This window comes from Pristimantibacillus sp. PTI5 (assembly GCF_048572955.1).
Taxonomy (GTDB): Bacteria; Bacillota; Bacilli; order Paenibacillales; family Paenibacillaceae; genus Pristimantibacillus.
Genome location: NZ_CP183886.1, coordinates 3,260,332 through 3,285,314, shown reverse-complemented (window position 1 = coordinate 3,285,314; position 24,983 = coordinate 3,260,332). Strand labels below are relative to the sequence as shown.

The following is a 24,983-nucleotide window of genomic DNA, read 5'->3' as shown; positions in this document are numbered from 1 at the left end:
CTTATGTAACTACTATATACAGGAAGCCTCTTAATTTCAACGCTAGAGCACGGTTAAGTTGCAGCGTACGGCACAATTACCCGCCACGCCTCTACCCGATCCTCCAGTGTTCTCATTTTCGGCGTAGGTATCGGACTCGATGAAGGAAGCTTCAACAGCGTGATATGCTGAAAACTGTCATGCCCGCCGTAAAACTTATGAAAGGTGTCGTAAGCCTTGGCTCCGTTAAAAGCAAAGCAGCGCAGCCCGGGGTAATCGGCAACAAGATCCGGCAATTTCTGAGGCACCTCCGCGCGAATATTCACGTCCAAGCTGCCTTCCCGCTCACAGGACTCCATTACGTCCCACAGAGCCAGGCGATGCTCCTTCAGAAAAGCAAGGCGGTTTTCATATACGGGATCCATGTCGGAATCGTTAAACAAACGGTAAATAATCCGCCACATAAAGTTTTGCGGATGTGCGTAAAATTGCTGGTGCTCCAGTGATTTCACGCTGGGCGCCGTCCCTAAGATCAGCACGCGCGCGCGATCATCAATAACGGGCGGAAACGAATATATGCGCATAAAACATCCTCCAATATATGAATTAGTTTGATATTTCGACAAAATCGAATTCCATGCAGGCCCGGATGCTTCATTTAGCACATGAAGGCCGCCGGATACCGGTCTTTGGGCTACATCGTAGTTTGCGCATCGGGAACTTACCTTAATCGCCGGGAAGCGTTCCTCATCTTCTCACAACAGCCTTGGAGCCGCTGCTGGCACAGCAAACTCCTTATTGACCATACTAAAGCAAAATCAGCAGTTTGAACCGCCTAAACCAGCTATATTGCCCTAATGCAGCGCGGCAGCCCTAACTAGCGTATGCTCTGCTTCATCACCAAAAAAGGCTTCGCCGCCAAGCGGGATGATTACCGCTGGCAGCGAAGCCTTTATTTGATTTCTTCTATTTCACCGTGAAACGAGCTTATGCCGCCAATGGATGGCGACGGCCGTTTACGCCTGTAACAAATGCTATTTCAAGAAACCGAGCAGCATCTCGCGGATGACCTTAGCCGCTACGATCTGCGTTTGCTCTGTCGGATCATAAGCCGGCGCAACCTCAACGAGGTCAAAGCCGACGATATTCACGCCGGAACGAGCGATGGCATGCACCGATTCGATAAGCTCCTTCGATGTGATGCCGCCCGCTTCCGCCGTACCTGTACCAGGCGCCGCGGATGGATCAAGCACATCGATATCGATAGTCAAATAAACCGGACGGCCCTCAAGCTCTGGAAGCACCTTTTTCAACGGCTCCAGAACCTCAAACGGGTGAAAGTTGATGTTCTCGCGCGCATACTGCCATTCCTCGCGGGAACCCGAACGAATACCGAATTGGTAGATGTTCTGTCCGCCCATTAAACCAGCTGCTTTGCGCAGCGGCGTGGAGTGCGACAACGGCTCGCCTTCATACGACTCGCGCAGATCAGCGTGAGCGTCGAAGTGAATGATCGCAAGATCAGGGTACTTCTTGTACACCTCTTGGAAAATCGGCCAAGAAACCAAATGCTCGCCGCCGAGTCCAACAGGGATTTTGCCATCGTCCAGAACGCCGCGAACGAATTCGCCGATGATTTCCAGACTGCGCGCCGCGTTGCCGAAAGGCAGCAGCAAATCGCCGGCATCGAAATATTCGATATCCTCAAGGCTGCGGTCTAAGTAAGGGCTGTATTCTTCGAGTCCGATCGACACTTCGCGGATGCGCGGGGGGCCGAATCGGGAGCCCGGACGGAAGCTGACCGTGAAATCCATCGGCATGCCGTAGATAACCGCTTTGGAAGCTTCATAATTGTCCGAACTCAGAATGAAGACATTGCCCGAATATTTTTGATCCAATTTCATGAGGCTTGTCCTCTCCTTCTATAGCGTAGCCGCTTGTTACTTAATAAGATCTTCTACGAATTTAGGCAGCACGAATGCAGCCTTGTGAAGACGCGGCGTATAATATTTCGTATCGATTTCCGGGATTGCCGTTTCGTCAACAGCAGTCGGATCGTACTTTTTGCTGCCCATCGTGAACGTCCACAGACCGCTCGGGTAAGTTGGAATGTTCGCGCCGTAAACACGAACGATCGGGAATACTTCCTTCACGTCTTTATTTACGCTTTGGATCAGGTCAGCCTTGAACCAAGGATTATCCGTTTGCGCAACGAAGATGCCATCTTCCTTCAAGGATTCGTAAATGCCTTGGTAGAAGCCTTTGGTAAAGAGGTTGGCAGCAGGGCCTACTGGCTCCGTAGAATCAACCATGATAACATCGTACGTATTTTTATGATCATGAATATGCATAAAGCCGTCGTTTACAAGCACTTCAACGCGCGGGTTGTCGAGCTCGCCAGCGATGGATGGCAAGTATTTTTTGGAGTACTCGATTACTTTACCGTCGATATCGACAAGTACAGCCTTTTTTACCTTAGGGTGTTTCATGACTTCGCGAATGACGCCGCCGTCTCCGCCGCCTACAACCAGCACGTACTCCGGATTCGGATGCGTGAAAAGAACAGGATGCGCAACCATCTCGTGGTAAACGAACTCATCCTTAACCGTTGTCATAACCATGCCGTCAAGCACAAGCATCGTTCCGAATTCTTCGGTTTCGATCATATCCAGCTGTTGAAAATCCGTTTGTTCATTAACATAAGTTTTAGTAATCTTCGCCGTAATGCCGAAGCTGTCTGTTTGTTTTTCCGTATACCACAATTCCATGTCGTAAAATCCCTTCTTTCCTTCAATCGTTCAACCTGTATTATAGTAAAATTATACCCCTACTACAAGTGTTCAGCAGCGACTACCATGTTAATGTATTTTGAACGGTTTTTCCATATATCCATTGATTTTTCTAAGATGATTATATCTTCTGTAGCATAACACCCGCGCTTCGCAATTATCCTTCGCAAACCGCATCGCGGTTTCCCCCTCTGACGATAAACAACCATTTTCTACAGAAGCAGCCAAATATTTAGGCAATCGACGGCTATTCTTGAATAGTAAGTTCCTTGTTTTTCCATACTAAGGAAAAGCGAAGTTTGCACGGAAGGGAGCCCGCTCCATGAAAAAATCATCTAACCGGCAGGGGAAGCCGCGACGCCAGCCTGCTATACCCTATATAACTGAAAGGTTCCTTCCCCATGTTCTGAAAATGAAAAGATGGCTGCGCTGGTCCATAGCGGCGTTCACCCTATTCTTGCTTATCATGGCCGGCACGCTCATCTATTTGCGCACGCAATCGCTGCCAGTCACCGCCATTAGCCAAACCTCGCAGATGATCGATTTGCAAGGGAATGTCATCGACACCTTTCACGCCGGAGAAAACCGCCGTTCCGTACAGCTCTCCGACATCTCGCATTACGTCATCGAAGCGACTTTAGCGATTGAGGACAGGCGGTTCTACGACCATCGCGGCTTCGATGTCAAAGGAATGGCCCGCGCCGTGATGGTCAACGTCCAAAGCTTCTCCGCCCGGCAGGGCGCGAGCACGCTCACGCAGCAGCTGGCGCGCAATCTTTATTTGACGCATGAGCGTACCTGGCAGCGCAAAATGAAGGAAGCGATGTACACCGTTCAGCTTGAGATGAGCTACTCCAAGGACGAAATACTCGGCATGTATTTGAATCAAATTTATTACGGGCATGGCTCTTACGGCATCGAAGCCGCGGCCATGATGTATTTCAATAAGCATGCCTCCGAGCTCTCATTGGCGGAAAGCGCCATGCTGGCAGGCATTCCGAAGGGGCCGAAGTATTATTCCCCCTACCTGAATATGAAAAACGCCAAAGACCGCCAGCTTACGATTTTGCAAGCCATGCTTGAGGGCGGCTCCATTACATCCGAACAGGCAGACGCAGCTTATGCGGAGGTGTTGGATTTCCAAACGCTCGGCTCCGGCTCGCAGGAGGGGTTTGCTCCGTATTTCCGAGATTATATCCGGTACATCGCCGTGGACAAGCTTGGCATCGATGAGCATTTGCTGAACGAGGGCGGCATTACGATTTATACGACACTGGATCCGGAAGCGCAAGCAACGGCGGAGGAGGTCATTGCGGAAGGGATCCCGGAGAGCTCGGAGCAGCAAGCGGCGCTTATCGCCATCGATCCGCGCAACGGGTATATCAAAGCGATGGTCGGCGGCAGAAACTATAAGCAAAACCAATATAACCGCGTTTTTGCCAAAACACGCCAGCCCGGCTCCTCCTTTAAGCCCTTCTTGTATTTAACGGCTTTGCAGAGCGGGTTCATGTCGCCGGTAACCCGCTATATGAGCGAGCCGACCGTGTTCACCTACGATGAAGGGCGTAAAACCTACGAGCCGCATAACTATGGCGATAAATACTTGAATGAGCTCATTGACATGCGGAAGGCGCTGGCAAGCTCGGATAATATTTATGCGGTCAATACCATTATGACCGTTGGCGCCGACAAAGTGATTGAGACCGCCAGGAAGCTCGGAATAGACAGTCCCATGCAGCCTGTACCTTCGCTGGCGCTTGGCACCTTTCCGGTCAGCCCGTTCGAAATGGCATCCGCTTTCGGCACATTCGCGAACGGCGGCATTCATGCCGAGCCGATTGCGATTATCCGTATCGAGGACCGTAAAGGACAGGTATTATATGAAGCGAAGCAGCAAGCCGAGCAAGCCGTGACCGCTGCGGAAGCCTATGTCATGACCAGCTTAATGGAAAGCGTATTTGAAGAAGGCGGCACCGCATTTCGGGTGTCTTCCATGATTAAGCGCCCCGTCGCGGGAAAAACAGGCACGACGCCTACCGATGCCTGGCTGGTCGGCTATACGCCTGAGCTTGCCACCGCCGTATGGGTCGGCTATGACAAGGATCGTAAACTTACGGTTGCCGAAGCTTATCGCGCAGCGCCGATCTTCGCTAAGTTCACCGAACAGGCGCTCGCAGCCATACCGCCGAAGATTTTCCCGATCCCCGAAGGGGTCGTCAGCGTATATATCGATCCGACGAGCGGCAAGCTTGCGGAAGGAAGCTGTCCGAATAGGCGTCTGGAGGCCTTCTTAAGCGGAACGGAGCCTACCGAGGTTTGCGGCGAGCCTGCCGCTGCCGGCGAAGGCGGCGCCGACAAAGACGGTAAAAACGGGACAGGAAAAGGCTCTTGGTGGAGTGACTTAAAGCGTTGGTGGACAGACTAAAGAGCAGCGGCCCTTGATGATTTCAAAGGCCGCCTCCCTTCTGCCGCCGATGATGCCTTCGTGACCTCTGCACATTTTTGTCCGATTTATGATCAAAAAGTGAATTTTCTTTGAACAAAAGCATAATGTTGTGGTATAGTAAACATAAGAAAACACTTACAATTAATCGGGAGTGTTCAATATGACAACAAAAACAGCAACAATAAGCCACGTTCAGCATTCAAAATCAGATGTCAAGCGTCTTGTCAAAGCAATGACTGCGATCGCTTGGGTCGTTTTAGCCGTTGGCGTTTTACTTAGCCTAGTCAATTTAAGCCATTTCAGCGATCAAAATGTTGGACTTATGGTCGGCATCGGATTTCTAATCGGCAGCGTTCATATTTATGTTATCGGCACAGCGATCGGCTTGGTCCATGCCCGCCTGAACCAAGAGCAGCAGTCGAACGATTCCAATCAACAATAACGGCAAATACTGCCCCTATCTCAAGAAACAAATAGACAGCCCCGCTCGGATACTATCCGAATGGGGCTGTCTATTTGCTTTTAATGGTACGCCCATTCGATCTTTGGGTAATGATAAGGCAGGGTATTAGATGCGGCGATGTTCCTAAATGTAACAGTTGTCTAAGCCGTGAACTTTCTATTACAGAAAAAAGACGAATTATTGACGTAATTGTTAACCCCGCAGTTATTCCCTTGCGGATCTGCTATTGTAGTCGTAAGCAGTAATTTTGAGGAGTTGAACTGATGATGAGACCGTTTCTTCGTGTGCTGACACCCGTATTCATTATGCTAATGGCCGTTATGCTTACCGGCTGCGGCGAGCAATTTATCGTGCTCGATCCAAAAGGGCCTATCGGCGAGTCTCAGAAAGATTTGATTTATTTTTCAACCATTCTATGCGCGGTTATTATCGTTCCCGTACTCATCCTGACAGCTGTTATCGTCTGGCGGTACCGCGATAAGCCCGGCAGCAAAGCTTCCTATAAACCAAACTGGGAGCACAGCACGAAGCTTGAGATTACCTGGTGGAGCATTCCGATTGTTGCGATCCTCATCTTGGCAATCGTCACCGTTAAATACACGTATGCGTTGGAGCCATCCAAACCGATTGAATCGGCTAAAGCGCCAATTACGATCCAAGTAACCTCGCTGGACTGGAAATGGTTATTCAAATATCCGGAAGAAGATATCGCAACCGTCAATTACATTAAAATACCGGAAGATGTGCCGATTAAGTTTCAATTAACTTCCGATACAGCCATGAACTCCTTCTGGGTTCCGCAGCTTGGCGGACAAATTTATTCCATGTCGGGCATGGCCATGACCCTTTTCCTGCAAGCCGATGAACAAGGCAGCTATTACGGCTCCGGAGCGAACTTCACGGGCAAGGATTTTGCGCAAATGACGTTCAAAGTGGACGCCACCACCGAAGAGAATTATAAAGCATGGATTGACGAGGTTAAGGCAACCTCTCCCGAGCTTACCATGGCGGGCTTTGAGAAACTGACTGAGCCTGGCGCTTCGGACGTACAGCTGTTCTCCAGCTTCCCTGAAGGATTATTCAATAAAGTAGTCACGCAATATGTGAACGGCGGAGGCAGTGCACATCAGCATCATGGCAGCACGGAAGAAGATTCTGCCGCAACCGCTGACGAGCAAGCCTCTCCGGCGGGTTCGACCGAGACCGAGAGCGAGACGCATAACCATAATGCCAGTAACACTGAATCGACGGTTCATAACCATGCGGGCCATTAACCCGCTAACAAGCGAATGCTTAAGAAGCGAGTTTGTTCGACAAACTTTTAGGAGGACCCCTCATGTTAGACAAAATTAAACAATTCGCATCCGAATTTTTCGTTACTGGCGATCCGCTTATTTTAGGGGCTCAAGTATCCATTGCCTTATCGCTCGTCGCGATCCTATTCGTGCTCACCTTTTTCAAAAAATGGCGTTGGCTTTGGACCGAATGGCTAACCAGCGTCGATCATAAGAAGATCGGTATCATGTATATCATCGCATCCATTCTTATGTTGTTCCGCGGCGGCGTCGATGCGCTGCTGATGCGGGTTCAACTGGCTGCTCCCGAGCTTGAGTTCCTGCATCCGGAGCATTATAACCAGATCTTTACCACGCACGGCGTAATCATGATTTTGTTCATGGCGATGCCGCTCATGTTCGGTTTATTTAATATCGTTGTCCCGCTCCAAATCGGAGCCCGCGACGTTGCGTTCCCGTTCCTGAACTCCCTTAGCTTCTGGATGTTCTTCTTTGGAGCGATGCTGTTTAACGTTTCCTTCATTATCGGCGGCTCGCCGGATGCAGGCTGGCTGGCTTATCCGCCGCTTTCCGAGCTTTCAGGCAGTCCGGGCCTTGGCCAGGACTTCTATATCTGGGGTATCCAAATTTCAGGTATCGGTTCCTTGGCGACAGGGATCAACTTCGTCGTAACGATTTTGAAAATGCGCGCGCCAGGCATGAAGCTCATGCAAATGCCGATGTTCGTATGGTCCGTGCTTTCGTCTTGCATTACCATTATGTTCGCTTTTCCGATTCTAACCGTTACGTTATTCCTTCTATTCATTGACCGCTATCTGGGCGCGCATTTCTTTACGCTCGACGGCGGCGGCAATCCGATGATGTACATCAACCTCATCTGGATGTGGGGACATCCCGAGGTATATATTATCGTTCTTCCGGCTTTCGGTATTTTCTCGGAGATCGTGTCGACCTTTTCGAAGAAAAAGCTGTTTGGTTACAAATCGATGGTCTTCGCGCTCATGTCGATCAGCTTCTTCTCATTCTTTACTTGGGCGCATCACTTCTTCACTATGGGCTCCGGTGCCAACGTCAACGCGTTTTTCGCGTTAACGACGATGCTTATCGCAATCCCGACCGGGGTAAAAGTATTTAACTGGCTGTTCACGATGTACCGCGGCCGAATTAAATTTACGACTCCGATGATGTGGACGGTTGCGTTCATTCCGTGTTTCGTTGTCGGCGGTATGACCGGTGTCATGTTGTCTGTCGCGCCAGCTGACTTCCAGTTCCATAACAGCTACTTCCTGATCGCGCATTTCCATCAGGTTATTATAGGCGGCGTCGTGTTCGGTTTCTTCGCGGGTCTCTACTACTGGTGGCCGAAAATGTTCGGCTTCCGCCTGCATGAAGGCCTTGGCAAATGGGCATTCTGGTTCTGGAACATTGGTTTCTATGTCTGCTTCATGCCGCAATATGCGCTTGGACTAATGGGTATGACGCGTCGTTTCAACGAATACGACTTCGATATGGGCTGGCAGCCACTTAACGTCGTATCGACTGTCGGAGCATTCTTAATGGGTATCGCGTTTATTTTCCAAATATGGCAAATTGCTCACAGCATTAAGTTCTACAAGAAAGAGAAAGACGGCGACGCATGGGACGGCCGTACACTCGAATGGTCGATTCCATCTCCTGCTCCGCTCTACAACTTTGCTCGCTTGCCGCAGGTTACGAGCCAGGATGATTGGTGGGAAGAGAAGCAGCGTATGGCAAACGGCCAGCCTGCGAAGCCTTTGGCTCCGCTTGAGCCGATTCACATGCCGAAAAACTCGGGTATTCCGTTCATCATGTCGCTTTGCTGGTTCACAGCGGGCTTCGGCTTCGTATGGGATTGGCTGTGGATGGCCATACCGGGCCTAATCGGCGTAGCCATTTGCATGCTTGCCCGTTCGTTCTCTTACGATACCGATTACTATATTCCGGTGGATGAGATTGAACGTACGGAAGCCGCGTTAAGGGGGACAAAATAATGGCACATGCAGTTTCTACTCCAGCAGAAGCGCATGGCGGACACGGTGCCGGTCACGGCGGCGGTCACCATGACGAGCATCATGATCAAGAATCGATGAAAATGTTCGGCTTCTGGCTGTTTCTAATAACTGACGTAATTCTTTTCGGAACATTGTTCGCCACTTTTGTTGTCCTTCGTCTCAATACAGACGGAGGACCGACAGGCGCGGAGCTGCTCGAGATGAACGGAATCATTATTTCAACCTTCATCCTCCTGACAAGCAGCTTCACAAGCGGCATTGCCGTTCTTGAGATGAACAAAGGCAACAAGCGCGGCCTCATATTTTGGCTCGCCATTACCGCTTTGCTCGGCGCAGCATTCATTTTTCTAGAAGTAACCGAGTTCATGCACTTGGTACATGAGGGCGCTAATATCGGAACCAGCGCATACTGGTCTGCCTTCTACGTTCTCGTTGGGACTCACGGTCTTCACGTTTCGGTTGGTCTGGTCTGGATGATCGCACTGATGCTACAGCTCGGCCGCCGCGGCATCACGCCCGTTACGAAGCGCAAGGTCGGCATCATCAGCTTGTACTGGCATTTCTTGGACGTCGTTTGGATCTTCGTGTTCACGATCGTTTACTTGATGGGGGTGATGTAGGATGGAAAAGCATGATACGCATGCGCATGATGCACACGGCTCCCATGGCGGTTCGATGAAATCCTATGTCATCGGTTTCCTTTTCTCTATCATTTTGACGATTATCCCGCTCGTTGTCGTGATGAATGATATGCTCAGCAAAAAAGCTACAACCGTGCTTATCCTTGTAATGGCCGTCCTGCAGTTTGCCGTACAGCTCCTCTTCTTCATGCACATTAGAGACGAGGAGAAGCCGCGGTTCAATCTAATGGCGCTCATCTTCGGCCTTGTCATTTTGCTGACGATCGTTGCCGGCTCCATTTGGATTATGACTTACAATGCGGTAGGCTGACAGCTAGCCTTGCAATGAAATCGTTCGATAATAAACTGCGCCAATGTCCTAGTGACTGCGGCGCAGTTTTTTTCTTGCCTATGCAAGCAGCGGCTGCCCTCCTCGTACGTTCTTTATTGTTTATAGCCAAACTCTCCCTTCCGACAGACGCTCTCTTCGTGTCATAATTTTCCTATAAGTAAAGTAAATACAAACAAGAGGTGATCACGATAACCATTACTCTTCGTCCCTTGCAGCTGCCGGATGACTATGAGCAGCTTGCAGGATTACTAAACCAAGTATGGTCGGAGCCGACTTCAGCGGAGCGTCTTCTTGAGGATGACCAGAAGCTTTACGAGGTTGGACATACGTGGATGGATGACAACGGATTGCTTGCCGGATACGATCGGGAGCGGCAGGTTGCGGTCAATGAGCAAGGAGAAATTGTCGGTTATGCTTGGTCATGGCGAGCGCCATGGACAGAGCCCGGGCATTTGTGCAATACCCTCGTGGTTGCCGAAGCGTACCGTAAACAAGGTATCGGGCAGCGCTTGCTGCTTCACGTAGGCGAATGGGCATCGAAGCTCGGCGCGACCACGCTTTTGGCGGAAGTGTGGGATGATAACGAGGATGCGCAGCAGTTTGCAAGCCGCCGCGCTTTTATAAAAGAACGCCATGCCTTCCAGTCGCTTCTGCGGTTAGATGAAGAAGAGGGAAGCCAAGCTGCGCTAATTCCCGACCTGCCCGCGGCGGGTGGCCTGCGGTTTCTAACCCTTGCGGATGAGCCCGGTGAAGCAAGCGAGCTCAAGCTTTATGAGCTTTACAAAGAAACGCTCGTGGATATCCCCGGTTTTATGGGAGAAGTCCCAGCGATGAATGAATGGCTCAAATGGTATCTGCAAGTAGACGGCTATGCTCCTGAACGAGTGATTATCGCAGCGGACGGAGAAACCTTTGTAGGCGTAACGAACGTTCTGCATAACAAGCAAACCAATGGCATGTACCATGAATATACCGGCGTAAGCCGGGCATACCGCGGACGAAAGGTGGCGCAGGCCTTAAAAATCAAAGCGATACAGCTCGCCATTCGCCATGGCGCTTCCTATATTCGCACGGATAACGACTCCACTAACGAACCAATACTCCGAATCAATCGCAAGCTGGGTTATATACCGCTTCGCGGCTCCTACCGGCTTCTAGCACCGCTTAATGAAGTGTTAGCTAGTCTGAACCTGCACGGCAAGGCTTCAAAATAAGCATAAAAGGCTGTCCTAAGGTCGACGACCTTAGAACAGCCCTTCATCATGCCATAATGACATAAATTCATTTCATGCTATCGTCCTTGCTCCACAACCTCTATCCCCTGCGGCACGATTAACGTCAGCTCCGGATGAACCGTATCCGAGATCAACCCGCCATCCCGGCGTTCGATCGCCCCTACCATAACATACATCGTTTTGCCTACAATTTCGGTTTGCAGTAGCCTGTTATCCAGCCGCTCCATCTTCTCCGCCGACCAATAACGAACTTGCCCCAGAAGCTTCAGCTCGCGCGTATCGGACTGTTCGAATGTCACTCCGTCCCAAGCGTGGACAACGATTTTATTGATTTCATTCGGCACCTTCACGGTTTTTGTATCCACGAAGGCTGAGCGCTGGGTCATCTGCATGCCTCTCTGCAGTTCATCGAAAAGGCCCGTTGACATGAGTAGAGCAAGACCCAGGCTTGCGACGCCTATGGCTCCTACAAAAAAGACACTCATCCAGTCGTAGCGCACGATCGCCCGTTCGCTGCTTGAAAATTTCAGAAAGAGCAGCAGTTCCGCGCCAAGCATAATAAAAACGACCGGCGCCACCCACAGCAGCACTTCATAGGCCTCTATGTCCTGCCATAGCGAGACCGCAAGCGCGGTGCCCATAAGCATCAGCGTAACCCCCATCGATAAGGAGCCGACACGCCAGGTACGCAAGCCTTCTATGTTTTTAACCGCTGGATTCGCTATATTTACGTTGTTCAACGCGATTCCTCCCCGCGCTTGGCAAGCAAAGTCGGCGGAAGCTCCGGCGGTTTACCGCTGCTCCTGTTCGCGTCTGCTCTGCTGCCAAATGCCAGCCGCATCCCGACAATGATCATAATGAAAGCCACAACGGCCGTGGGTATCATATATTTAACCTGCACATACTGCCTATAGATCTCATTCGAAAAATGGGATGTAACCTCCGCGGCAACGCGGTCCAGCAAGTAATAGACACCAAAGCCAAGCAGGCCGTATCCGAACCACCGCTGATAAGGAACCAGCTGCGTCAGCACCGGTTCGTCCTTCAGCGTCTCACGCTCGTAGCGCGATGTCTGCTGCAGGGCGTCGAAGAAAGCGAAGCACCAGAACAGCGGAAGCAGGAAGAAGAACAGCGACAAACGCAGATTGTCCATAATAAAAATAGTCAACAGGAACCCGCCCATCAACTGCAGCCCCCGCTTTTGCAAGCCCAAATAGAGATGGCCTGCTCCCGGGAAAATCGATAATGCAATAGCAAGCACCTTGCTTTTTTGCCCCGAAGCAATATAGGCTTCCATATCTTCGAATATGGCGCGATCCACCAAATGCTCGCCGCGCTGCTTGGCATGCAGCTTGCTGATCGCGTCAAACATGCTGTATATCCAGATGACCGGCAGCGCAAGCAGGAAGATAAGCAGCTCTCCCCTGTGAATGATGGCGCTTAAAAAGACGATAATCGCAAACCAGCCGATAAACGAAATAAGAATGGTGATTCCCCGCTGCATGAGTCCCATATTCATATGGCCAAGGCCTGGAACGAGTGAAAACAAAATCGTACGCGATTTCTCGCGCTGCTGCTCAAGCTCCAAGGGCACAAAACCGGGGCCGAAGTGATCGGCTGGATGTTCAAGCGGATAATGCTGCGACGGATGCGACGGATGCCGCGATACCCCTTTGCCAAGCAGCAGGGTAAACAGCATATCGATCATATTAATAAACCAGACAAAGACTGCAAGCATAAAGAGAACGATGGTTTCGTCATTGCCAGTCCCACCCGCCACCGATAAGAGAAGCAGCAATGCCAGCGATCCAAAAAAACCTCCCCCATACAGCACCGCACGCACGGGCCGGCCTATGTAGCCATGCCCGACGCCGGGAAAAAATGCTAGCAGAAACGCCACTAAAGGGCTTTTATTCATCGGCTATCCTTCCTTTCCATGTCCTTGTTTTCTATTATTTAAAACGGGTCGCTTTCAAGCCATCCAACCAGGTTCCGGTTTGATCAACTATTTTGTCCGACCACGATTCCGAGTACTTATCGTTGCCCGCTTGCGGTTTCGGCGGTATGGACTCCTGCATGTTCTCATTCATATCCAGCTGCGCCAGCCTTTGAGAGAAGGTAGCAAAGGTTCCGCTGAAAAGCAGCAGCAGCGTAATGGAGGCCGCTATCGTGTAATGGGTCACCGGATGCTGCAGCCATGTGCGCAGGCGGGGAGGCTTCTCCTGTTTGGCAGCCGGTATGCCCGGCGGCGCTGAAGCCTCAGCATCATATAGCTCTTGCTCACTCATTAACCGCCCGATGACGCGCTGCTCAAGCAGCGCCATATCGGGAAGCGGTATCCGAGACTCGCTGTCTCCGCCTTGAAAGGATATAGGATCCTCATCCCCGGGCGATGCCATCGCAGCCATAAAGAGACCCAAGCAGAAATCGCAGCCATTCAAATGCCGCTCAACCTCCGCTCGATCAATCTCTGTCAGGCTGTCGTTTACATATTGATTCATTCGATGCTGCGGTATGTGCTCATTCCTCATTCGAAATCCTCCTTCCGCCAGTGGCGCTTCATCCAGCTTCGTGCCCGGTACAGCCTGGACTCCACGCTTTTGCGCTCCAGCCCGGTTTCTGCCGCGATCTGCTCATACGACTTGTCTTCCATATAAAATGCGGTTACGATCTCCCGGTAGTTATCCGGCATTTCTTCCACCCGCTCGCGAACCTGCTGCCGATCAGCCTTCTCGATTGCAACGAGCTCCGCAGCCGGCATGACGGAGTTTTCTTCCTGCATTTTCTCCGACATCGCATCGCTGTCTGCCAGCTCTTCCGGCCTGCGGCCCCTGCTTCGTTTGAAATCAATCGAACGGTTAACCGCAATCCTTGTAATCCACGTCTTCAGTCCGTCTAACCGGCAATCCGGAAGGGAGCGATAGATTTGCAGCAGCACTTCCTGCGTAACATCCTCCGCATCATGCGGGGAGCGAAGCACGGCAAAGACTGTTCTATATATGTAGGGACCATATGCCTGCACGAAAGGTCCATAATGCTCGGGCCCGCCCTTTTGTACCGCAATGATCCAATCCTCGTCCTGAATGTCGCTCCCCTCCTTCCCAATCTAATAGACGCCGGCCAGTCCTTCTTACCCTGCACTAAATACAAAAAAACTTTCATGCACGTTCAACTAGCTTCCGGGCACGCAGAAACCCCCGTTATTCATATGGTCTTCCATACGAATGACGGGGGTTCTCATTCCTTATTGGCACATGCGTATGCGCCTGCACTTCGCTGTTACACGTTCAGCGCTTGCTTAAGCTCTTCCGGCGAACGGTCCCACCACTCCTGGTTATGCTCAACCAGAAGCTTGCGAAGCGCGGCCTTCTCCACCTCGCCAAGCTCCGTTAAGTTATAGCGGCGTTTAATGGAATGATCCAGTTTGTTGACGTGGTCCGCAAGAATTTTCCAGCCGCGGCGCGCCTCGGAATCGATAAGCATCTCGCATGCCGTTGCCCCGGCATAATACGAGCCTTCCTCGTTGCGGTCGACGGCTACCCATACGATCCAGCACTGGCGGCCGTTAGGCGTATCCTCTTTGTTCGGCGTAAACTTAATGCCGCGTTCCACTTTGCTCTTCGCATGCATGGCGCCTACATCGATATAAGCGACGCCATCATCGATAATGACACAGGATACGGAGCTCAAATCAATCGTCCCCGCGCCAAAGCCTTTATGTTGTTTGTTGCTCACTACGTTGAGCGACAGTGATTTCTTTTCCTTCTTTTCCGGCTGAGCCGGCTGTCCTTGTTCTTCCGTCATGCGTATTCACACCTTCCCCAATACAATAATTCCATTTTAGCTAATAATCATCGAAAAGCAAACATATACATGCTGTAGATGCTTGTCAACGGGAGGGAAACGTTCAATGACTCCACGCTATTTCAAACGAATTTTACTCGTAATACTCGCAGTCGTGATGCTCGGTATATCTGTGCAATACGGCTTCGGGAATGCTTGGCAATCCCAATATACTTATGCTTTCGCCCCCGCCGCCAAAGCCAAGCAAGCACCAGCCCCTGCGTCAAAATCGTCCAAGCCGCCAGTCGTGCAGGAACCAAACACGGTCATGACGCCAAAGCCTGTGGAGCTCAGCCAACGAATCGTGGAATACCATATCAGCGTGCATTTGGTTGATGACGCGAAACGGTTAAACGGCGACCAGACCGTGACTTGGACCAACCCAGGCAAAAAAACAGTGTCCGAGCTCTATTTCCATCTGTACCCGAATGCCTTTCAGTCCGAGCAATCCACGTTCATGAAGGAATCGGGCGGCAAGCTCCGTCAGGACAAAGCAACCCTGAACAGCCAAGGCTACATGAAGCTGCTTTCCTTGGAAACGCTTGAAGGCGAGAGCCTGCTGCCGCGTCTGCAATACGTGCAGCCCGATGACGGCAACGCCAACGACTTCACCTTGGCCAAAATACGGCTGCCTGAGCCTGTTGCCCCAGGCAAATCCGTCACGCTGCAAATGAGCTATGAGGTGAAGCTGCCCGAGGTTTTTGCACGGATGGGCTACTCCGGGAATTTCGTCATGGCGGGGCAATGGTTTCCGAAGCTTGCCGTCTACGAGCCGGTTGGAACAAGGGGACGTACCGCCGAAGGCTGGAACGTTCACCAATATCATGGAAACTCTGAATTTTACAGCGACTTCGGCATATACAGCGTAAAGATAAAAGTGCCTGAGGCCTATACCGTTGCTGCTACCGGCTTTCAAACCAAGCCCATTGAAATCAAAGACCAGATGAAGATCTACCAATTTTACGCGGATGACGTACACGACTTTGCCTGGTCAGCCTCTCCGGACTTTGTCTATGAAGAGACGGCTTACTCCGATACGGGTATTCCAGGCGTACGGATTAAGCTTTACCTGGATCCGACGCATGCCGCTCTAAAGGACCGTTACATGCATGCCGCCAAATCCGCTCTCTCCAGCTATGCGAAGTGGTACGGCGAATACCCCTACAGCACGCTGTCAGTCGTTGTGCCTCCGAAAGGGGCAAATGGAGCCGGCGGGATGGAATATCCTACGCTCATTACCGCCTTCGCCGCGGAGAAGGAAAACCCCGGCTACGATCTCGAGCGAACGGTTGTCCATGAGATTGGACATCAATACTGGTACGGGATGGTTGCCTCCAACGAATTCGAGGAGGCGTGGCTGGACGAGGGCTTTACGTCCTACGCCGAGGATAAAGTCATGGAGACCGCTTATGGATTAGAGTCGAATTTGCGAATGGAAGCCAGTTATATGACTGACCCTGCGCCGCTTAAGCAGCTGTCATGGACCTACGGCAGCCACTCGCAATACGCGGAAAACGTATATATGCGGGCTAAGCTCGTGCTTGTCGGAATAGAAAACAAAGTCGGCTCCAGAACGATGCAAAAAATCTTGCGCACTTATTTTCAAAAATATAAATTCAAGCACCCGAACACCGCTGACTTTCAGCGTGTTGTCGAACAGGTAACCAAAGAGAAATGGCATGATTATTTCAGCCAATACGTTTATGACGATCAAATGGCGGATTTCTCTATTGAATCCATTCATGTGCGCCCGGTTACGCAGGATGGAGCCCAGATGTACGAGTCGATTGTGCTCGTCAAAAAGAACGGCGGCAGCAACGGCGACATCAAGGTGCTGATGAAATTTACAGACGGCTCCAAATTGACGAAGCTGTGGAACGCCGAGGAATCCCATATGCAATACAAGCAGGTGCATTCCGCTCCGCTTGAATGGGCCATTGTCGATCCTAGCTACAGCAATGTGCTCGATAATAAGCTCATTAACAATTATATGCAGGCTCAATTGCCGGAGGAAACGCGGACGAGATGGAGCCTCGGCACAGTCAAGCTGATTGAAGGTCTGCTCGGGTCGCTGAGCTGGTAAGTAACTGCGTTCAAGGAGCGATAAACGATGAAGATGCATTTGAAGCAAGGCTGGCAACTCGCGGTTAAACATTTTTACCTCGTTATTTTAATGTTTCTTTACCAGCTGCTATGGGGATTTTTCCTCTACCGTTTCATTGATTCGGTCGTAGCCCCTCTGCTGCGAAGATATCCAAGCTCTTATCCGTCTGAAACGGCCGCCCAGCTCTTCCTGACTGAAGCGCAGTTCCAGCTGTTCAAGACCGATATCATCTCGCCGTACGTCTGGACATTCGGAGCCCTTCTCGTTGCACGGATGCTGCTCACGCCCTTGTTTAATGCCGGACTGTTCTACTCGTTGAACCAAGCCCGCTCCGACGGGGGGACCCGTTTTCTGGAGGGTATCCGCAAAGCGTGGAAACCGGTAGTGCTTCTATACTGGATCGAGGCCGTCCTGTCGCTTGCTCCCGCTTGGTATTTGCTGCCGCGCTCGCTTGACGCCCTGCTGGAGAGCGGCTCCGTACCGGAGCTGCTGCAGGCGGTGCTTCCCGGAGCCGCTCTCTGGCTGCTCTGGGGTACGCTGCTCCATCTGTTGTTCCTTGCCATGCAGTTCGGCGCCGCTTCTGGCGAAGGGGTATTCCGATCCCTCTGGCGGGCGCTCCGAAACTTTATTTCCTACGGCGCCCTGTCATTGGTTATGTGGGGGATTGGCGCTGCTGCGGGACTCGCGGTCACGAGTTTATCCATGCTGTGGGCAGGGCTGTTCGCGCTTATCCTGCATCAAGGCTATCACCTCATTCGCACGCTTATGAAGGTATGGACGATTGCCGCGCAGTACGATTGCCTGCAAACCAAACCTCTGCAGTAACCAAAAGCCTTCGGCCCGCAACAACTGCGGAAACGAAGGCTTTTTTTATTTTGCAGACAAGCGCAACTAAATGATGGCATTTTTGTATAAATAGTTAAGAGAACTTGAACAATGGGGGATACACGCAAATGATGCGTAAAAAACTGATTATTATATCGATGGCATTGCTCTTAACTGGCGGTTCAATCGTTGCAGCAGACAAATTATTGCAGAAAGTTACGTTGGTTTACAATAATAAGCAAACCGCAGAAGACGGTCTGCTCGTAGATGATAAGGTGTACATCAACATCCGCTCCTTAAGCGATTCCTTGCAAGCTTTTATCCAGTGGAAGGGCAGCGAAAAGAAGCTTCTCATCCAGAAGCCCAATGTCCACATGTTTCTGATGAATGAGAAAAGAACGATGTTCGGGCTGGTAGAAAAAGGCAGCGTTCAGAAGTTTTTGGTGCAAGCGCAAATCGATAACTTAAACGTCGCGATCACGGAATTCAAGGTCACGCTGGTTGACCCTAACGATAAAGAAACCACCATTGACCGACGCAGTCAGTCGGATGACGATTTTAAGGAATTCGTTGAGAAGGATACTTTCTGGTTCAGCTCGAAGCTTGTCTCCTATGACTTTAAATACGCAGGCAAATACAAGCTGCGTTTTTGGATGGAGCAGAAGAACGGCGATCCGCAGCTTATTTCCGAGAAAATCATTACCTCCAAATAACCAAGATGACTTATTTTGGCAAAGAGCCGTTCCCAGGAATGGCTCTTTTTCATTTTATAACGACATAGAAGTCGTTCCTTGTCCAACTCGGCCGTTGATTTACTGCACTGCGCTGAAAGAGATGAGATTTTTTTAATCTAATACGAATAAACGGCGAACTACCGCCGTTTAGGGGACTTTAGACTAGCCCGATCGACCCGGCTGCTCAAGGATAAATCGGTATATTTTACACAAAAGTCACATAATTAATGAAATTGAGTCATCACTTTTGGTCAGAAAGAACTACTATCTGCATTTATTTTACACAAAGAACGGTTAAACGCATCAAAATGGCAAAAGGTTACATGAGAATTATTAGAAATTGCAACTAAAGGCAGGAGATCAATGAAAATAATCGAATAATTCTCAAGAGTAATAAAAAACGGCCTAATTCCCTATCGGGAAACGGGGGAACCACTCTGGGTGAATTGATTCCGACGTCTGATTAATTGGCAGCGCCTGAGGAATCATAGGGAACCTTCAACCGAACCCCACAGCTAACCTCGTCGGCATTGGAAGGAGTTTCACAATTGAAAAAGGTTACCGCAATACTCTTGGGTCTCGTTCTCGTACTCGCTTTTCAGGCGGGAAGCGCTTTCGCAGACTCGAAATTAAACGGAATCATCAATGATGTCATTGGTACTCCGTACAAAAGCGGCGGAACATCGTCGAGAGGGTTTGATTGCTCCGGCTTTACGGGCTATGTGTTCGAAAAAATGGGCATCGATCTTCCGCGCACTTCCGGTTCGCAAGCAAAAGCAGGCACGAAGGTCGCTAAATCCGACCTAATTCCGGGAGATCTTGTGTTCTTCGACACAGCTGGCGGCAACAACAGCGCCGTATCCCATGTTGGCATTTACATTGGAGATGGAAAGTTTGCCCACGCTTCCACTAGCAGAGGCGTTGTAACAGACAAACTTAACTCATCCTACTATGAAAACCGTTTTGTGACTGCACGTCGTGTCATGGATGCGGATTCTTTCCAAACGTATGCCGACGCCCAATAGAGTAACCTAATCCCTCGCTAAGAGGGTTGCACGGGTAGACTCATCCAGCAAAGCCGCAGTTTTTTGTCCTCTGACGACAAATGACTTGCGGCTTTGCTGTTTCATTTCAAGCAAATTGCGGCGTAGGGTTAGCCGCTTTTGGATAAGGAGCCATGCCTGATGTATTTGTTTATTCATCGCAAGGATTTGCGCACGGCAGATATGCGAGCCTTTGACTATTTGAGAAAAAAAGATACGCAAGGCATTCATTTGCTTATCATAGATCCCGTTCTTATCGGCGAAGGCCGATTGACCAGTCACAGCGGCAGAAACTTTATGGCGCAAGCCGCATCCTTACTGCACAGCTACTCTAATGCAGGAAAGGAGCTGCATGTACTGTACGGTGATCCCGCACTCATTACCGAGGCTCTTCTGCAAGCTCATCCGATTGACGAGGTTATCGTCCATTCGGACTACACGCCTTACTCCCGCCAACGGGATGAGCGGCTGCAGCAAATAGCTCGCCGTTTCGGCCGTCACTGGCTACCGATAGCAGACGCACCGCTTGCCGACTTGGAAGCATTTCCTGCATTTGCGCGGCGCTCCGAGCCGTATAAGGTATTTACGCCTTTTTACCGCATGTGGAGCAGCTTTATGCGGGAATGCTACAGCAGTGCAAGTGACACGACGATATTAGAGCTAGCTACCCTACGCCAAATTGACAGCAAAGTCGCTCTTGCGTTCGCGCTGCCAGAGTCCGTTTCTTGCGCGCTCGGCGGCACGAATGTCGAAGGTGCGCCGAAGTCGGTCGCAAGGCTGGACCGATTCGTACGCGAGCGCCTTGCTTCCTATGCAGAAGGGCGCGACGCTTACGCATCGGAGCATACAAGCGGGCTCGCTCGATTCCTAAATACAGGCGCCATCTCGGCCCGTCAAGCATACGAGTTTACGCAGGGGCTGCCCGGATCGGAGACCTGGGTTCGCCAGCTCGCCTGGCGTGATTTTTATTTGTATCAAGCGATGTATCATGATGATTTTTTCCGTTATGAGCACCTTGCTGATTTGTCACCGCTCTCGGATACGAATTTTGAAGCATGGGCTTCGGCTGCCACGGGCATCCCGATCATTGATGCGGCCATGACGCAGCTCAACCGTACGGGAGAGCTGCCTAACCGTTTACGTATGGTAACGGCCATGTTCTTAACGAAAAATCTATTATGTCCTTTCACGCTGGGGGAACAGTATTTCCGCCTCCACTTGAGCGATTATGACAATACGCTTAACCGAGGCGGCTGGCTGTGGTGCTCATCTCTCGGATATGACGCCGCGCCCTATTTCCGCATTATGAATCCCGCATTGCAATCGCGGACGCATGATCCGGGCGGAAGCTATATCCGGCGTTGGCTTCCTCATTTGGAGCATTTGTCCGATAAGGAAATCCATCTGCCCCAAGGCGGAGCCGTCGTCGATCTAAAGACTTCGCGCGCGCGCGCTATTGAAGTATACAAAGCGATACTGAATTAGCCGCCTCCCATCCATCCAAGAGTTGGACAAGCCTTTTCCATATTTCGTCTGTTTACTAACAAATAAACCTCCGCATTGGCTTTGAAACAGCAAATGCGGAGGTTTTTTTATTTTTTTTCGCATGCAAGCGTAAACGGCTGCCGCTTTAACGTTTTTAAGCTTTTGAACGTATTCCCTGCGTCTGTTTTCTGCCCAAAACCAGCATAACCGCCAGCAGAAGCAGCATTAATATAACGAGGGCGCTCACATACCATAAGGTTGACTGCACATTGTACCGATCCATAAACCAGCCGGTTACCCGCGGGAATATCGCACCCCCAAGACCGCCGCATGCCACAAGCAGGCTTGTGGTTCTTTCGGTCATTCCCGGAATAAGCTCATTAGCATATACGAGAGCAATTCCGAAGATACCCGAGAAGAAAAGTCCGCTGAGAGCTACAAGAGCGAGCATCCAGCTGAGCTGCCCCATAACAGCCATCAAAACGAATATAACGGAAGCTCCGGCCATTGCAATGAACAAGTAGCGGGAATAACCCATTCGATCGGCAAGCACACCTGCAAACAAACGGCCGAGCACCATCGTTCCCCAAAATAAGCTGAGGGCAGCTGCAGCGCTGGGCTCGTCTACCCCCGAGCGAACGATAAGAATGGAAGGCAGATAGTTAGAGAAGCTCATTTCCATTCCCACGTAAATCATAAAAAATAAGGCCGATAATAAAAGGAATGGCAGTGCCTTGCGCGGATAGCCGAAAAAGACGGAAGCTCCGGCAGCACGGGCCGTTACTGTCCCTTCCGGACTGGCAGCATCGCCAGGCTCAACAACCCTGCGAGGCATATAGCCAAGCTGGTCATCCAGTTCCCCGAAGGACATGGTCAGCCACAGCACAAATGTGATGCCGGACATTGCCGCCAGTATGGGAAAGGACACCTGCCAAATGCTTTGCTGAATAAGATAAGCCGCTGCGATCGGAATCAGTAACGCGCCGACGCCAAAAAAGGTTTCCAAACGGCTCATTGCTGACGCCTTACCGTTCTTCGCCATGTCAATAACCATAGCCCCGACCACTGCTTCAGTCATCCCAAAGCCAAGTCCCGCAAGCGGAGCGATCGCCAGCATCCACCCCCATGGGAGCAGCAAGCTGTAAGCCGCTTCGCTAAGCGTAAGAATACCCATGGCTATGAGAACGGCACCGCGTTTACCAACTCTTGCGGTAATCGACGGCGCCAGAAGGACCCCTATCAAGAAACCGAGAAACTGGTTCATAATCCATTGCCCGCCGTCTTTGTAGGTTAAACCGTAATAATCGATAAGCTGCTCCAAAATAGATCCGCCTACGACGTGGGCAACCCCAATGACCAGATAGGACAAACAGCCAAGCCAAATTAATTTCTTCATTCTTATGATTCTCCTTATATACGCACGCTCATCTTGCGCCTGTCTGATATAATAAACCTATTTCAATCCTTATAGTCTTGAAGCACGGCAGCCCATTCCAGCGGAGGTACCGAACGATGACAAGCAACCAAAGCTCCACCTATTATAATCGAGAAGCATTCGATATGACTATACATCCGCTCGAAGTCGTCCACGCGCTTGAAATATGCGGTTGGAGCTACGAAGCGCCCTATGATTGCTATAATTGGCCGTCTTGGGAGCAAATGAAAAAAGACGGAATCGAATTTGGCGATCCCGTCCTTCGCGCGTCTCAATATGCGGCTGTTTTGAATAACCGGCTCGAGCTGATTGGCTTTGCGCAGTTCTTTCCTATAACCGGTGTCACGCGGCTTGGGCTTGGACTCCGGCCTGATCTCTGCAGCCGCGGCTTAGGCCCCGCATTCACAGGACTTATCGTGTCCGAAGCCCTGCGCCGCGCCCCTCAAAACGAAATTGATTTGGAGGTGCTGGCTTGGAATACGCGCGCCATCCGCGCGTATCAGCAAGCAGGCTTCCGAATTACGGATACCTATTCGCGATCGACCGCTGCGGGCTTTGCAGAATGTCATTGTATGGTCTATGAGTCTAGCGCAAGTTAAAGCTACAGCCCCTGGGCACCGCCCTTCGTATCCTTCAAATCCATAAATAATATAAGTCCAGGCGCAACCAGCACCGATACAGTCCGAATCCAGGCATGGGAATCCAGGTCAGTATAGGCTCGTGATACGATTACCCGCCTATTTTCATTTAACTGAACCAAATTGGGTACAAAATAAGGGCGCCAGCTCCAATTTGCACCGCGATATTGCACCTCGCGCCGCCAGGCTTGGTCCGACTCCCGGCAGAAATTCGAGGAAAGCTGAATGCCGACATCATTGCAAAGGTAAACCCGCATGCAATGGGCATAAAGCTCGGGAAGCAGCTCCTCGATCCATTCATCTTTATCCTCAGGGTATTCCGCTTCCTGCAGCAGCCCGACGAGCTGCTCGGCTAACTGCTCCGATTGCCGCTGCCAATATCTCTCGGAACCTACATAGTGCAGCAAATGCTGCTCAAGCTCCGCTTCAATAACCGCCGCAAAACAATCGGGCTTCCGAAACTCCGGCTCCGCTCTCGCGAACATAAAGCCTTGGACATACCTCGCGCCGGCCTGGATGGAACGAGCCAAATCCTCTCTCGTCTCCACGCCTTCAACCAGCAGTGACGCGCCAATTTGGTCCGCCAGATCGGAGAAGGAACGCAGCACCCCGAAATACCCGTCATGCGTCGCGCTTTTTTTGATCATATGGATATCGATCTTTAGCAAATTCGGCTGAATATGTGCGATTCGGTCCGTACTGCTGAAGCCGCTGCCGACATCATCGATGGCAATTAAGCAGCCCCGCTCCCGGTATAGATCAACCACGGTGCGAAGCCTCTCCATTGAGCCGTGAAAGCACTCCTCCGTGATCTCGATCACGATACGCTTCGGATCAATCCCATATTTGTCGAGCAAAAACAAGGTGTACAGTTCGCCATCCTTCTCGTATCGGTAAATCCAAGAAGGCTTTAAATTTATAAAGAGCATAGGTTGCTCTTCCATTAACGTCAGCTTTGAAAATGCCTGCTCGCGCAGCAATCGGTCCACCAGGATATGATCCTCTTCCGCAATTTGGTCATTGCAGAAAAAAGGCCCCAGACTGCGAACCGAATCGCCTTTTACCGCTCGGCCAAGCACTTCGTAACCCATGATTCGTCTTGTATCCATAGCTATAATGGGCTGATAAAATGCGGCTAGTGTTTCGCCGTCTAAACCAAGCGCCTCCGGCAGCAGCAGCGATGATATACACTCATTCATAGCGGTCTCCTCTATGTTACATTCATGTTATGTTATCTGTCATATCTTGTAGAATAACATTGTAATAGAGTCGACATAAAATGTAAAGATCCGACAAGTATCCCGTTAACAGAGGCGCAAATTTCGGATGGTTAGATCAGTCTTATAATTTGCGTGACTTTATCGTCCTGGGAAACCTCAATAATATGATGCTTGTTATTGTAGGCAATTACGCCGGTGCCCACCTCGATAACCGGATTTTCGCCTAAGCCAAAGAACACATCATCCGCCAGCGCCTCCATCACCTCGTGACGATCCTCTTCCGGAAGCACCGCCCATTCCTCCGCTTCCATCTCAAAAAAGGTATAGCTCTGCTCGATTTCCGCCACAGCTGCTGTCAAATCCTTCAATATATCTGCATATTCCCTTGCATGTCTAACGCCCATTTGCGCATACCACCTTTATCATCGTCATATTTAATGTACA

At 50.7% G+C, this 24,983-nt stretch carries 24 protein-coding genes and 1 riboswitch; of the genes, 13 read left to right on the top strand and 11 right to left on the bottom strand.

Features of this window, described 5'->3' with window-relative positions; genetic code table 11:
- Positions 1 to 53: 53 nt before the first annotated feature.
- The 3 genes from ACN6MW_RS14815 to speE all read right to left on the bottom strand — a co-directional run bounded on the left by ACN6MW_RS14815 (position 54) and on the right by speE (position 2,747).
- Positions 54 to 563 carry a DNA-deoxyinosine glycosylase gene (locus ACN6MW_RS14815; RefSeq protein WP_419876038.1) on the bottom strand — a complete coding sequence of 170 codons (510 nt, stop codon included), beginning with the start codon at positions 561 to 563 and terminating at the stop codon, positions 54 to 56.
- A 450-nt stretch (positions 564 to 1,013) separates the two neighbouring features.
- Positions 1,014 to 1,883 carry an agmatinase gene (gene speB, locus ACN6MW_RS14810; protein ID WP_076271583.1) on the bottom strand — a complete coding sequence of 290 codons (870 nt, stop codon included), beginning with the start codon at positions 1,881 to 1,883 and terminating at the stop codon, positions 1,014 to 1,016.
- 36 nt (positions 1,884 to 1,919) lie between these two features.
- Positions 1,920 to 2,747, bottom strand: a complete 828-nt coding sequence (gene speE, locus ACN6MW_RS14805; protein WP_053373276.1) for a polyamine aminopropyltransferase — start codon at positions 2,745 to 2,747, stop codon at positions 1,920 to 1,922.
- Positions 2,748 to 3,090: 343 nt separating this feature from the next.
- Here speE and ACN6MW_RS14800 point away from each other — a divergent pair, with 343 nt between their 5' ends.
- The 7 genes from ACN6MW_RS14800 to ACN6MW_RS14770 all read left to right on the top strand — a co-directional run bounded on the left by ACN6MW_RS14800 (position 3,091) and on the right by ACN6MW_RS14770 (position 11,191).
- Positions 3,091 to 5,193 carry a transglycosylase domain-containing protein gene (locus tag ACN6MW_RS14800; protein WP_419876037.1) on the top strand — a complete coding sequence of 701 codons (2,103 nt, stop codon included), beginning with the start codon at positions 3,091 to 3,093 and terminating at the stop codon, positions 5,191 to 5,193.
- Between the two features lie 181 nt (positions 5,194 to 5,374).
- Complete coding sequence (locus tag ACN6MW_RS14795) at positions 5,375 to 5,656, top strand: hypothetical protein (protein WP_364144695.1); 282 nt, start codon at positions 5,375 to 5,377, stop codon at positions 5,654 to 5,656.
- Positions 5,657 to 5,940: 284 nt separating this feature from the next.
- Entirely contained in the window at positions 5,941 to 6,951 is a 1,011-nt protein-coding gene (gene cyoA / locus ACN6MW_RS14790; protein WP_419876036.1) for a ubiquinol oxidase subunit II, read from the top strand.
- A gap of 62 nt (positions 6,952 to 7,013) precedes the next feature.
- Positions 7,014 to 8,984, top strand: coding sequence for a cbb3-type cytochrome c oxidase subunit I (locus ACN6MW_RS14785; RefSeq protein ID WP_419876035.1), 1,971 nt, complete (start codon positions 7,014 to 7,016; stop codon positions 8,982 to 8,984).
- Positions 8,984 to 9,625 carry a cytochrome o ubiquinol oxidase subunit III gene (gene cyoC, locus ACN6MW_RS14780; protein ID WP_419876034.1) on the top strand — a complete coding sequence of 214 codons (642 nt, stop codon included), beginning with the start codon at positions 8,984 to 8,986 and terminating at the stop codon, positions 9,623 to 9,625. The genes ACN6MW_RS14785 and cyoC overlap by 1 nt, the downstream gene beginning before the upstream one ends.
- Before the next feature lies 1 nt (position 9,626).
- Positions 9,627 to 9,956 (top strand): cytochrome o ubiquinol oxidase subunit IV, encoded by a 330-nt coding sequence (gene cyoD, locus ACN6MW_RS14775; RefSeq protein ID WP_364144702.1) that lies wholly within the window; start codon positions 9,627 to 9,629, stop codon positions 9,954 to 9,956.
- A 200-nt stretch (positions 9,957 to 10,156) separates the two neighbouring features.
- Positions 10,157 to 11,191 carry a GNAT family N-acetyltransferase gene (locus ACN6MW_RS14770; protein WP_419876033.1) on the top strand — a complete coding sequence of 345 codons (1,035 nt, stop codon included), beginning with the start codon at positions 10,157 to 10,159 and terminating at the stop codon, positions 11,189 to 11,191.
- Positions 11,192 to 11,268: 77 nt separating this feature from the next.
- Here ACN6MW_RS14770 and ACN6MW_RS14765 read toward each other — a convergent pair whose 3' ends face one another.
- The 5 genes from ACN6MW_RS14765 to ACN6MW_RS14745 all read right to left on the bottom strand — a co-directional run bounded on the left by ACN6MW_RS14765 (position 11,269) and on the right by ACN6MW_RS14745 (position 15,016).
- On the bottom strand, positions 11,269 to 11,952 hold the full coding sequence (locus ACN6MW_RS14765) for a hypothetical protein (protein WP_419876032.1): 684 nt from the start codon (positions 11,950 to 11,952) through the stop codon (positions 11,269 to 11,271).
- The gene (locus ACN6MW_RS14760) at positions 11,949 to 13,130 is read right to left on the bottom strand and encodes a hypothetical protein (protein ID WP_419876031.1); all 1,182 of its coding nucleotides are present in this window, start codon (positions 13,128 to 13,130) and stop codon (positions 11,949 to 11,951) included. Before ACN6MW_RS14760 ends, ACN6MW_RS14765 begins: the two co-directional genes overlap by 4 nt.
- Positions 13,131 to 13,164: 34 nt before the next feature.
- Positions 13,165 to 13,743, bottom strand: coding sequence for a zf-HC2 domain-containing protein (locus ACN6MW_RS14755; RefSeq protein ID WP_419876030.1), 579 nt, complete (start codon positions 13,741 to 13,743; stop codon positions 13,165 to 13,167).
- Positions 13,740 to 14,192, bottom strand: a complete 453-nt coding sequence (locus ACN6MW_RS14750; RefSeq protein WP_419876029.1) for a sigma-70 family RNA polymerase sigma factor — start codon at positions 14,190 to 14,192, stop codon at positions 13,740 to 13,742. Before ACN6MW_RS14750 ends, ACN6MW_RS14755 begins: the two co-directional genes overlap by 4 nt.
- 299 nt (positions 14,193 to 14,491) lie before the next feature.
- On the bottom strand, positions 14,492 to 15,016 hold the full coding sequence (locus ACN6MW_RS14745; RefSeq protein ID WP_364144716.1) for a YwhD family protein: 525 nt from the start codon (positions 15,014 to 15,016) through the stop codon (positions 14,492 to 14,494).
- A gap of 106 nt (positions 15,017 to 15,122) precedes the next feature.
- On the opposite strand from ACN6MW_RS14745, the gene ACN6MW_RS14740 reads away from it, so the two are divergent.
- From ACN6MW_RS14740 to ACN6MW_RS14720, 5 genes are all read left to right on the top strand, one after another.
- The gene (locus ACN6MW_RS14740; RefSeq protein ID WP_419876028.1) at positions 15,123 to 17,138 is read left to right on the top strand and encodes a M1 family metallopeptidase; all 2,016 of its coding nucleotides are present in this window, start codon (positions 15,123 to 15,125) and stop codon (positions 17,136 to 17,138) included.
- Between the two features lie 27 nt (positions 17,139 to 17,165).
- Positions 17,166 to 17,984, top strand: coding sequence for a hypothetical protein (locus ACN6MW_RS14735; protein WP_419876027.1), 819 nt, complete (start codon positions 17,166 to 17,168; stop codon positions 17,982 to 17,984).
- 128 nt (positions 17,985 to 18,112) lie between these two features.
- Entirely contained in the window at positions 18,113 to 18,697 is a 585-nt protein-coding gene (locus tag ACN6MW_RS14730) for a hypothetical protein (RefSeq protein ID WP_419876026.1), read from the top strand.
- Between the two features lie 413 nt (positions 18,698 to 19,110).
- Positions 19,111 to 19,263: riboswitch (cyclic di-AMP (ydaO/yuaA leader) on the top strand.
- A 3-nt stretch (positions 19,264 to 19,266) separates the two neighbouring features.
- Positions 19,267 to 19,743 carry a C40 family peptidase gene (locus tag ACN6MW_RS14725; protein WP_419876025.1) on the top strand — a complete coding sequence of 159 codons (477 nt, stop codon included), beginning with the start codon at positions 19,267 to 19,269 and terminating at the stop codon, positions 19,741 to 19,743.
- A gap of 159 nt (positions 19,744 to 19,902) precedes the next feature.
- Complete coding sequence (locus ACN6MW_RS14720; RefSeq protein ID WP_419876024.1) at positions 19,903 to 21,246, top strand: FAD-binding domain-containing protein; 1,344 nt, start codon at positions 19,903 to 19,905, stop codon at positions 21,244 to 21,246.
- A gap of 154 nt (positions 21,247 to 21,400) precedes the next feature.
- Here the strand turns inward: ACN6MW_RS14720 and ACN6MW_RS14715 are convergent, their stop codons facing one another.
- Positions 21,401 to 22,642: an MFS transporter gene (locus ACN6MW_RS14715; RefSeq protein ID WP_419876023.1), complete on the bottom strand. Its 1,242-nt coding sequence runs from the start codon at positions 22,640 to 22,642 to the stop codon at positions 21,401 to 21,403.
- Between the two features lie 116 nt (positions 22,643 to 22,758).
- Here ACN6MW_RS14715 and ACN6MW_RS14710 point away from each other — a divergent pair, with 116 nt between their 5' ends.
- Entirely contained in the window at positions 22,759 to 23,280 is a 522-nt protein-coding gene (locus ACN6MW_RS14710; RefSeq protein ID WP_419876022.1) for a GNAT family N-acetyltransferase, read from the top strand.
- Positions 23,281 to 23,282: 2 nt separating this feature from the next.
- Here the strand turns inward: ACN6MW_RS14710 and ACN6MW_RS14705 are convergent, their stop codons facing one another.
- Positions 23,283 to 24,518, bottom strand: a complete 1,236-nt coding sequence (locus ACN6MW_RS14705) for an EAL domain-containing protein (RefSeq protein ID WP_419876021.1) — start codon at positions 24,516 to 24,518, stop codon at positions 23,283 to 23,285.
- Positions 24,519 to 24,649: 131 nt separating this feature from the next.
- Positions 24,650 to 24,943, bottom strand: coding sequence for a hypothetical protein (locus tag ACN6MW_RS14700; RefSeq protein WP_364144738.1), 294 nt, complete (start codon positions 24,941 to 24,943; stop codon positions 24,650 to 24,652).
- Positions 24,944 to 24,983: the final 40 nt, after the last annotated feature.

Excerpts from the sequence above, each read along its gene's own strand:
- ACN6MW_RS14735 (WP_419876027.1), top strand. The coding sequence starts at position 17,166 with ATGAAGATGCATTTGAAGCAAGGCTGGCAACTCGCGGTTAAACATTTT.
- ACN6MW_RS14720 (WP_419876024.1), top strand. The coding sequence starts at position 19,903 with ATGTATTTGTTTATTCATCGCAAGGATTTGCGCACGGCAGATATGCGA.
- ACN6MW_RS14740 (WP_419876028.1), top strand. The coding sequence starts at position 15,123 with ATGACTCCACGCTATTTCAAACGAATTTTACTCGTAATACTCGCAGTC.
- ACN6MW_RS14800 (WP_419876037.1), top strand. The coding sequence starts at position 3,091 with ATGAAAAAATCATCTAACCGGCAGGGGAAGCCGCGACGCCAGCCTGCT.
- cyoD (WP_364144702.1), top strand. The coding sequence starts at position 9,627 with ATGGAAAAGCATGATACGCATGCGCATGATGCACACGGCTCCCATGGC.
- cyoC (WP_419876034.1), top strand. The coding sequence starts at position 8,984 with ATGGCACATGCAGTTTCTACTCCAGCAGAAGCGCATGGCGGACACGGT.
- ACN6MW_RS14710 (WP_419876022.1), top strand. The coding sequence starts at position 22,759 with ATGACAAGCAACCAAAGCTCCACCTATTATAATCGAGAAGCATTCGAT.
- ACN6MW_RS14760 (WP_419876031.1), bottom strand. The coding sequence starts at position 13,130 with ATGAATAAAAGCCCTTTAGTGGCGTTTCTGCTAGCATTTTTTCCCGGC.
- ACN6MW_RS14745 (WP_364144716.1), bottom strand. The coding sequence starts at position 15,016 with ATGACGGAAGAACAAGGACAGCCGGCTCAGCCGGAAAAGAAGGAAAAG.
- ACN6MW_RS14755 (WP_419876030.1), bottom strand. The coding sequence starts at position 13,743 with ATGAGGAATGAGCACATACCGCAGCATCGAATGAATCAATATGTAAAC.
- speB (WP_076271583.1), bottom strand. The coding sequence starts at position 1,883 with ATGAAATTGGATCAAAAATATTCGGGCAATGTCTTCATTCTGAGTTCG.
- ACN6MW_RS14815 (WP_419876038.1), bottom strand. The coding sequence starts at position 563 with ATGCGCATATATTCGTTTCCGCCCGTTATTGATGATCGCGCGCGCGTG.
- ACN6MW_RS14715 (WP_419876023.1), bottom strand. The coding sequence starts at position 22,642 with ATGAAGAAATTAATTTGGCTTGGCTGTTTGTCCTATCTGGTCATTGGG.
- ACN6MW_RS14795 (WP_364144695.1), top strand. The coding sequence starts at position 5,375 with ATGACAACAAAAACAGCAACAATAAGCCACGTTCAGCATTCAAAATCA.
- ACN6MW_RS14785 (WP_419876035.1), top strand. The coding sequence starts at position 7,014 with ATGTTAGACAAAATTAAACAATTCGCATCCGAATTTTTCGTTACTGGC.
- cyoA (WP_419876036.1), top strand. The coding sequence starts at position 5,941 with ATGATGAGACCGTTTCTTCGTGTGCTGACACCCGTATTCATTATGCTA.
- ACN6MW_RS14730 (WP_419876026.1), top strand. The coding sequence starts at position 18,113 with ATGATGCGTAAAAAACTGATTATTATATCGATGGCATTGCTCTTAACT.
- speE (WP_053373276.1), bottom strand. The coding sequence starts at position 2,747 with ATGGAATTGTGGTATACGGAAAAACAAACAGACAGCTTCGGCATTACG.
- ACN6MW_RS14705 (WP_419876021.1), bottom strand. The coding sequence starts at position 24,518 with ATGAATGAGTGTATATCATCGCTGCTGCTGCCGGAGGCGCTTGGTTTA.
- ACN6MW_RS14700 (WP_364144738.1), bottom strand. The coding sequence starts at position 24,943 with ATGGGCGTTAGACATGCAAGGGAATATGCAGATATATTGAAGGATTTG.